Source organism: Oscillatoria sp. HE19RPO (assembly GCF_024220515.1).
GTDB lineage: Bacteria > Cyanobacteriota > Cyanobacteriia > Cyanobacteriales > Laspinemataceae > Laspinema.
This window is the reverse complement of record NZ_JAMXOT010000241.1, coordinates 1-7,219: the sequence shown is the minus strand read 5'-3', so window position 1 is coordinate 7,219 and position 7,219 is coordinate 1. Positions and strand designations below refer to the sequence as shown.

Annotated in this window: 9 protein-coding genes; 4 read left to right on the top strand and 5 right to left on the bottom strand. The window is 47.5% G+C overall.

Annotation, left to right across the window (positions count from 1 at the left end):
- Positions 1 to 187 precede the first annotated feature (187 nt).
- Entirely contained in the window at positions 188 to 811 is a 624-nt protein-coding gene (locus NG833_RS20980) for a class I SAM-dependent methyltransferase (protein WP_254567220.1), read from the bottom strand.
- 112 nt (positions 812 to 923) lie between these two features.
- Here NG833_RS20980 and hemH point away from each other — a divergent pair, with 112 nt between their 5' ends.
- Positions 924 to 2,087, top strand: a complete 1,164-nt coding sequence (gene hemH, locus NG833_RS20975) for a ferrochelatase (RefSeq protein ID WP_254567219.1) — start codon at positions 924 to 926, stop codon at positions 2,085 to 2,087.
- Between the two features lie 83 nt (positions 2,088 to 2,170).
- Here the strand turns inward: hemH and NG833_RS20970 are convergent, their stop codons facing one another.
- Positions 2,171 to 2,773, bottom strand: coding sequence for a DUF4126 domain-containing protein (locus NG833_RS20970; protein WP_254567221.1), 603 nt, complete (start codon positions 2,771 to 2,773; stop codon positions 2,171 to 2,173).
- 12 nt (positions 2,774 to 2,785) lie between these two features.
- On the bottom strand, positions 2,786 to 2,938 hold the full coding sequence (locus NG833_RS20965; RefSeq protein ID WP_254567218.1) for a hypothetical protein: 153 nt from the start codon (positions 2,936 to 2,938) through the stop codon (positions 2,786 to 2,788).
- Positions 2,939 to 3,441: 503 nt separating this feature from the next.
- Here NG833_RS20965 and NG833_RS20960 point away from each other — a divergent pair.
- Positions 3,442 to 4,728 carry a Glu/Leu/Phe/Val dehydrogenase gene (locus NG833_RS20960; RefSeq protein WP_254567217.1) on the top strand — a complete coding sequence of 429 codons (1,287 nt, stop codon included), beginning with the start codon at positions 3,442 to 3,444 and terminating at the stop codon, positions 4,726 to 4,728.
- A 93-nt stretch (positions 4,729 to 4,821) separates the two neighbouring features.
- Here NG833_RS20960 and NG833_RS20955 read toward each other — a convergent pair whose 3' ends face one another.
- Positions 4,822 to 4,974, bottom strand: a complete 153-nt coding sequence (locus NG833_RS20955) for a hypothetical protein (protein ID WP_254567216.1) — start codon at positions 4,972 to 4,974, stop codon at positions 4,822 to 4,824.
- A 26-nt stretch (positions 4,975 to 5,000) separates the two neighbouring features.
- Here NG833_RS20955 and NG833_RS20950 point away from each other — a divergent pair, with 26 nt between their 5' ends.
- Positions 5,001 to 6,005 carry an Npun_R2821/Npun_R2822 family protein gene (locus tag NG833_RS20950; protein ID WP_254567215.1) on the top strand — a complete coding sequence of 335 codons (1,005 nt, stop codon included), beginning with the start codon at positions 5,001 to 5,003 and terminating at the stop codon, positions 6,003 to 6,005.
- 10 nt (positions 6,006 to 6,015) lie between these two features.
- Entirely contained in the window at positions 6,016 to 6,936 is a 921-nt protein-coding gene (locus NG833_RS20945) for an Npun_R2821/Npun_R2822 family protein (protein ID WP_254567214.1), read from the top strand.
- Between the two features lie 3 nt (positions 6,937 to 6,939).
- On the opposite strand, the gene NG833_RS31020 is transcribed toward NG833_RS20945, so the two are convergent.
- Positions 6,940 to 7,068 carry a hypothetical protein gene (locus NG833_RS31020; RefSeq protein WP_375293935.1) on the bottom strand — a complete coding sequence of 43 codons (129 nt, stop codon included), beginning with the start codon at positions 7,066 to 7,068 and terminating at the stop codon, positions 6,940 to 6,942.
- Positions 7,069 to 7,219: the final 151 nt, after the last annotated feature.

Below are 7,219 nucleotides of genomic sequence, written 5' to 3'. Positions count from 1 at the left end.
AGGTTAGAAACCGGGTTTCTTTCATCAATTTAGGGGATGAGCCAAAAGTTAAGGCAGAAACCCGGTTTCTGAGTCCTTTGCAGGAGGTTAGAAACCGGGTTTCTTTCATCAATTTAGGGGATGAGCCAAAAGTTAAGGCAAAAACCCGGTTTCTGGTCTCTTAGACAGGGCTATCCACCTATTTTGATTATTTCTGAGCGTGAATCACTTGCAAACTCCCTCCGGCATAGAGTCGGGGAGAATCAACTTTAAAGCCAATTTTTTGCAACAGTTCGGATAAATTTGTTTGGAGTAATTGCCAAGCGGTTTCGGTTTCAAAAAGCCAGAAAAAGACTGCTAATCCGGGCCAGAATAAGGGATTAGTGGGCGGATGAAAGTCAACGATCGCAAATGTTCCTCCGGGTTTGAGGACGCGATAAACTTCCTGAAGTATTTGCCGCAATTGCTCGGGATCCATTTCATGCAGGGCGGCGCTGGTATGTACGAGGTCAAATTCATTGTCGCCAATGGGGATATTTTCGGCGAAGGCTTCAATGTAGGAGGCTTGGGGGACATTGTTGCGCGCCCGATTTAGGGAGAGGGGAGAGGCATCTAAGCCGGTGACGTTGTGGGAAGATTGGACGAGGTAGGCGGTGGCTTGACCACTCCCACAGCAGAGATCGAGAATTTTGCTGTCGGGATGGAGAGTGAGTCCTTCGAGGGCTAACTGACGGAACCGAGATTCCCCTCCGACGCTGAGGGCGGCAATGCGGGAGATGCCATCGTAAAGCCACTGATAGCGATAACTCCAGTCTCTCAAAATTGTTGCCACGGATACCCCCTGGAATAAAAATGCGGATTTAACTCAAACTGTGACTTAATCAACGGTATTATTGTTAAAATAAGTAAACAATAATGAAAACTCTAAGGAAACTGTGACTGCTATGGGCCGTGTAGGGGTACTGTTACTGAATTTAGGTGGGCCGGAACAAATTGAAGATGTTCGACCCTTTCTGTACAACCTGTTTTCTGACCCGGAAATCATTCGGTTGCCATTTCCGTGGATGCAAAAACCCCTGGCATGGCTGATTTCGAGCCTGCGGCATAAAAAATCCCAAGCCAATTATATGGAAATTGGTGGGGGTTCGCCTTTGCGAGGGATTACCGAGGAGCAAGCGATCGCCTTGCACAAAAGTTTACAGGACAAGGGGCAGGATGTTCAAGTTTACATCGGAATGCGCTACTGGCATCCGTTCACGGAAGAGGCGATCGCCCGCATCAAGCGCGATGGCGTCGAACAATTAGTCATCCTCCCCCTGTATCCCCAATTTTCCATTAGCACCAGCGGGTCCAGTTTCCGATTATTGGAAAAAATTTGGACAGACAACCCCGCTCTGGCCCCCCAAGAACACACGGTTATCCCCTCCTGGTATCAGCGTCCCGGTTATCTGCAAGCAATGGCGCAACTGATCGCCCGAGAATTGGATGGGTTTGAAAATCCCGACCAAGTGCATATTTTCTTTAGCGCTCATGGGGTCCCCGTCAGCTATGTGGAAGAAGCAGGCGACCCCTATCAGCATGAGATTGAGGAATGTACGCGACTGATTGTGCAAACCCTGAATCGTCCCAATCGTCATACCCTGGCCTATCAAAGTCGAGTGGGTCCAGTGGAATGGCTCAAACCCTATACGGAAGATGCGATCGCTGAGTTAGCAGCAGAAGGCGTTAACCATTTACTGGTAGTCCCAGTCAGCTTTGTGTCGGAACATATCGAAACCCTGCAAGAAATCGATATGGAATATCGGGAAGTGGCAGAAGAGGCGGGAATTGAACATTTCCATCGCGTCCCGGCGTTGAATACTCATCCGGTGTTCATCGAGGATTTAGCGGATTTAGTGGTTGAGGCGATCGATGCCCCACCCTTGACCCTAGATCAGGTGATGCGTCCCCAGAAAAACTTCAAAATGTATCCCCAAGAACGTTGGGAATGGGGCATGACCACTGCTGCGGAAGTCTGGAATGGACGACTGGCAATGCTGGGTTTTATGGGACTGTTGATTGAATTAATTAGCGGTCATGGACCGTTACATTTTATCGGATTGCTGTAGTTGCTGCCGGAGACTGAGGGATTTCTCAGTAACCGGCAGGGCCTAGTTATAGAGAACCGGGAGAGTGCCCGGGTTGCCGAAGTTTAATCGGGTTCGGTTTTATTTCGGCGCGGATTTTTCCGCGCACCTTGCTGGATATACCAGCGATACCACTCCTGGGAGGAACGAATCGCTAACCATAACAGGAGTAGGGCAATAATACCGCCCTCTGTCGGTGAGTCGAAGGCGAAGAGCACGAGGCAAATACATAAGGCATCTTGAGCGAGAATGGCCCAGAGGGGTAATTTCCCGAGGCGATAGAACCACCCAACTTGCACCAGTTGGAGCACCAAGGCCAATAATCCGCCGACGAGGCCAATTAAGGCCACGATTAAGGTGGGGGCATTACTCTCGTCTCCAAAACTCGCGGCGGCGATCGCCATCCCCATAATGGCCCCCACAAACGGACTAAACACCAGTTGCACGTTTTGGAGGAGGCGCTGTCCCCAAGGTTGTTTGGATGCAAATAGTTCAAATAAAGACCAACTCACCAAAACCCCGATCGCCACCTGGGGGGAAATCCGCGAGAGGAGGGGGACGCGGGACCATAATTGGTCAGCATTTAACAAACCGATTAACAGCAGCGGGAGGGCAATCCGCAGACCCCCTGCTGCTGAGGCCGATAGCGCCGCTAGGAGTGGAATCATCATATTGGCAATTTAGTCTCGTGGAATCTTCTGGTTTCCGCTCCCCCAGTTCAGCGATCGGAGTTTGAACCCTCGGCGATCGCCCATCGGTTTTGGCCGCAACTCTCGAAGTGGCTGGCGATCGCACCCCGCCTCATTTCGGGTTTTGCTCCATCCCCTGTTCATAGTTTAAATGCTTAGAGGGGGATCTGCCTGGAATCCGGTTCGGCCCTTTCCAGTTTTCTCTGCCTCTGCATGGTGACTCCGGCGCTCACCCGCCTTTTAGAGGATGTGCTTTTCCCCTCAGTTCAATGCAGTTCTATTCTAAATCATCACGGGGATCGAGGATTTCGATACAGGTCTCAACGAATTATCCCTGAAATAGGCCGGAGTCGCCGCGTTTAAATATCCTGAAATCTTCCTAAAAACTGTATAATAAACTACAGTAGTGCGTTGCGAACAAACCAAACTCCCCTGGATTTTTACAGGATAAGCCTAAAATATTTTTTTGGATAATTCTATATTTTAAGCTTATCAATACTCGAAAACGCCTCAAGGGGGTCTTTTGGGACTCATGCCAGAGGCTCATCGTCAGATTCACCGGACTTGAAATGCCCTCGCCTTATAGAAAACCGGGGTAATTCAGGGTTTGCACCCCCAGCGCGATCGCCAATATGGAGCATACTAAAATGTCCGATTCACTCTTTGCCGATGCCAGCAAACGCTTAGAACGGGCGATGAAATACGTCTCGATTTCCGAAGACGCCCTCGAATATCTCAAATATCCTAAAGCCAGTTTAAACGTCTCCATTCCCGTGCGCATGGACAACGGTTCCTTACGCATTTTCCAAGGCTATCGAGTCCGCTACGACGATACCAGAGGTCCGGGAAAAGGAGGCGTCCGCTATCATCCCAATGTTTCTATGGATGAAGTTAAATCCCTCGCCTTTTGGATGACCTTTAAATGTGCGGTTCTCGACTTACCCTTTGGCGGTGCAAAAGGCGGCGTTACCGTCAATCCCAAAGAACTTTCTAAACTCGAATTAGAACGATTAACTCGGGGATATATTGATGCGATCGCCGACTTTATTGGACCCAACATTGATATTCCTGCCCCAGATGTTTATACCAACCCCACCATCATGGGTTGGATGATGGATCAATATAATATTATCAGTCGTTCTCTCAACCCCGGCGTGGTTACCGGCAAACCTGTCACCCTAGGCGGCAGTTTAGGGCGCGATACTGCTACCGGCAGCGGTGCTTATTATGTCATTGAAGCCATTATGGGGAAATTTGACCGACTTCCTCATCAAACCACCGTCGCCGTTCAAGGATTTGGGAATGCCGGTTCCGTGGTGGCTGAACTTCTAGCCAAAGCCGGATACAAAGTAGTTGCCGTCAGCGACTCTCAAGGGGGAATTTATGCCAAAAAAGGGCTCGATATTCCCAGCATTCTCCAGTACAAAAAATCTAATTCTGGGATTCAAGCGGTCTATTGTCAAGACACAGTTTGTAACATTGTTGAACATGAAATTATCACCAATGAGCAACTGTTGGCCTTAGAGGTGGATATCCTGATTCCTGCTGCCTTGGAAAATCAAATCACCGAAGCCAATGTGCAAGATATTAAGGCGAAATATATCTTTGAAGTGGCCAATGGACCGATTAGTTCCGGGGCCGATCGCATTCTAGAAGACCGAGGCATTTATGTCGTTCCGGATATTTTAGTCAATGCCGGAGGGGTCACGGTCAGTTATTTTGAATGGCTCCAAAATCGCAGCGGTTTGTATTGGGAATTGGAGGAAGTTGAGGAACGCTTGCAGAAGAGAATGCGAAAAGAAACCGAGAAAATTTGGCAAATTGCCGATGAATTCTCCATTTCCATGCGAACTGCCGCCTATGTGCATGGGTTGAACCGTCTCGGAGAAGCCCTCAGCGCCAAGGGAACGAGAGATTATTATGTGAAGAAATAAGTCAAAATCAGACTCCGAGGGTGGTGGGAGGTCCCCGAAAAACTTAACCCCACCCCTGACTCCCCGCAGAAGTATCGGGCATTGAAATTTTGGTCAATTCATGGTAGGGTAGGTCTCAATATTTAACGGTACATCTAGGGTGGCGACTGCCTCAGCAACAGGGGGGTGCGATCGGGGGTCTGACCTGGACCAAAGGCGATCGCATCGGTCCTGGCCCAACTCCGGTGATGAATGGGATAGAATCATGGTAGAAAAAACGGAGAGTTGCAGACATGACTAAAGGGATTTATACCTTAGCCAATGATGTCGTTTATAACCAGCTTGTCGCCCTTTTAAACAGCATTGAAGTCAATGTAGGGCCGAACTTTCCCGTTTGTGTGGTTCCTTACGACGATCGCATTGAGAAAATTCGAGCTGAAATAGACACCCGAACTAACGTCACCCTCCTCACGGATACCGAGCGGATTTCTCGCTGGGACGAGTTTGCGGAGCGGGCATGGAATACTCATCCAACTGCCAAGAAATCCTGGGCAGAACAAGGCATAAAAGGGGTGCATCGCAGCGGCACCCATCGCCGCTATTGTGCCTTCGATCCAGAAAGTCCGTTTGAAAAATTTATCTACTGTGATGCCGATATTGTCGTACTCAATTCCCTAGACCCGATCTTCAACGCTTTAAACCACCACAATTTTGTTGTTTATGACTTCCAATATAAAGATTTATCTCATGTTTTTAACGGCGAGTCCGAAAAATTAAGACAACTCTTCAAGCCGGAAGAAATTGAACGAGATATTTTTTGTTCCGGGTTTTACGGCAGTCAGCGCGGCTTGTTTGACGCGCAGCAGCGTCAGGAGTTGTTGTCCCAATTATCCGAGGGAGAGGGAGAGGTTTTATATCCCAATGCCCCGGATCAAACGCTTCTCAATTATATGAGGATGAAATTAGGAATTCCCCTTTATAATTTAGTATTTAATTTGCCTAAAGAACAAGTTACCGGCAATTCTGTGACCTCTCCCCACTTCGAGATGAGAGAAACGTCAGTTTATGATAAGGGACAACGGTTGACCTATCTCCATTATATTGGTCTGTCCTCCAAACTCTTCGATCGCCTCTGTGCCGGAGAAAATATTGATGTTCCTTATCGCGATATCTTTTTACATTATCGGTACTTGCACGAACCGTCCCAGCGACCCCAATTTACCACCCCACCCAAACCCTACAATCCGCCTCCTTCGCTAGTCAATCGTGTGATGAGAAAATTAGGATTAACCCGTTGAGGAAAAAAGTATGAGTCGCGGAATTTATATTGTTGCCAATGACCGGGTAAAGGAGCAGACGATCGCCCTACTGAATAGCATTCGGTTGTATGATTCAGAAACGGCGATCGTGATGATTCCCTTTGATGAAAATTATCACGAAATTGCCGAAATTGTCACCAGCAAATATGGCGTGCAAATCTATGAAAATTTAGAATTTGCGGACCAACTTTGTCAGAAACTCTATCAAATTTTTGGAGCCGGATTTTTCAACAATCCCAACAAACAGCGTAAGCAAGCCTGTTGGTTTGGTCCCTTTGATGAATTTCTCTATATTGATACCGATATCGTGGTATTTGATAAAATTGCCAATCTCCTAGATTATCTCAAGGATTGCGATTTTTTCTGTTACGATTATCAACATACAACCGGCATTGAGAATGTTTTCAATCAAAAGGTCCTAGAAGAGGGAATATTCACCCCAGAAGACCTGAAAGATGTGTTTAACAGTGGGTTATGGGGTTCCAAAAAGGGCTTATTTACCCAGAGCGAACTGTACGAAACCTTTGCAGAATGTGCCGCCCATCCCGACTACTTTGATTTTTCTCAAAAGACTACGGATCAACCCATCTTTAATTATTTAGTCTTGAAACGGATTCAGCGACGATTTAATATTGTTCGTCGTGAGGGGAAAGCCCCAGGAAGTTGGGCCGGTAGCCGACATTTTCAGCGGTCAGGCGATCGCCTAATTGACCCCAAGCTCGGACAACCGTTAGACTACCTCCATTGGGCCGGATTTCGGATTGAAACGGGATGTCCCTATTGGGAGATTTGGGAACATTACCGCTATCTAAATGAACCGAAACCAGAACGTCCAGTGCAAAAACCGGCAAAAAAAAGCATTATGAATGCCCTGCGCGATCGACTCAGAAAAATCAAAGCAAAATTTTAAAGACTACTCCCAAATTCGGTTGTCAATGTTCGTAGTAACGACAAATTTTTGAACCCATTGAGTTAACTTCTGTTCTACAATTTGCGGATCGAGTTTTTCAAAAAATCGACGAAACGTATCATGATGAGGAATGCCATTGGGTAATTAGGGGATTCCAACAAATAAATCATCCTTGCTTTGATGCGATCGCACCTAACAAGGCTCTTTTAGCCCGCGCAGGCACCGCTTTGTCCTGTGAGCCTCCAGGCTTGAGCCTGCGGGTTTTTTGAAGGTTTTATTTTTT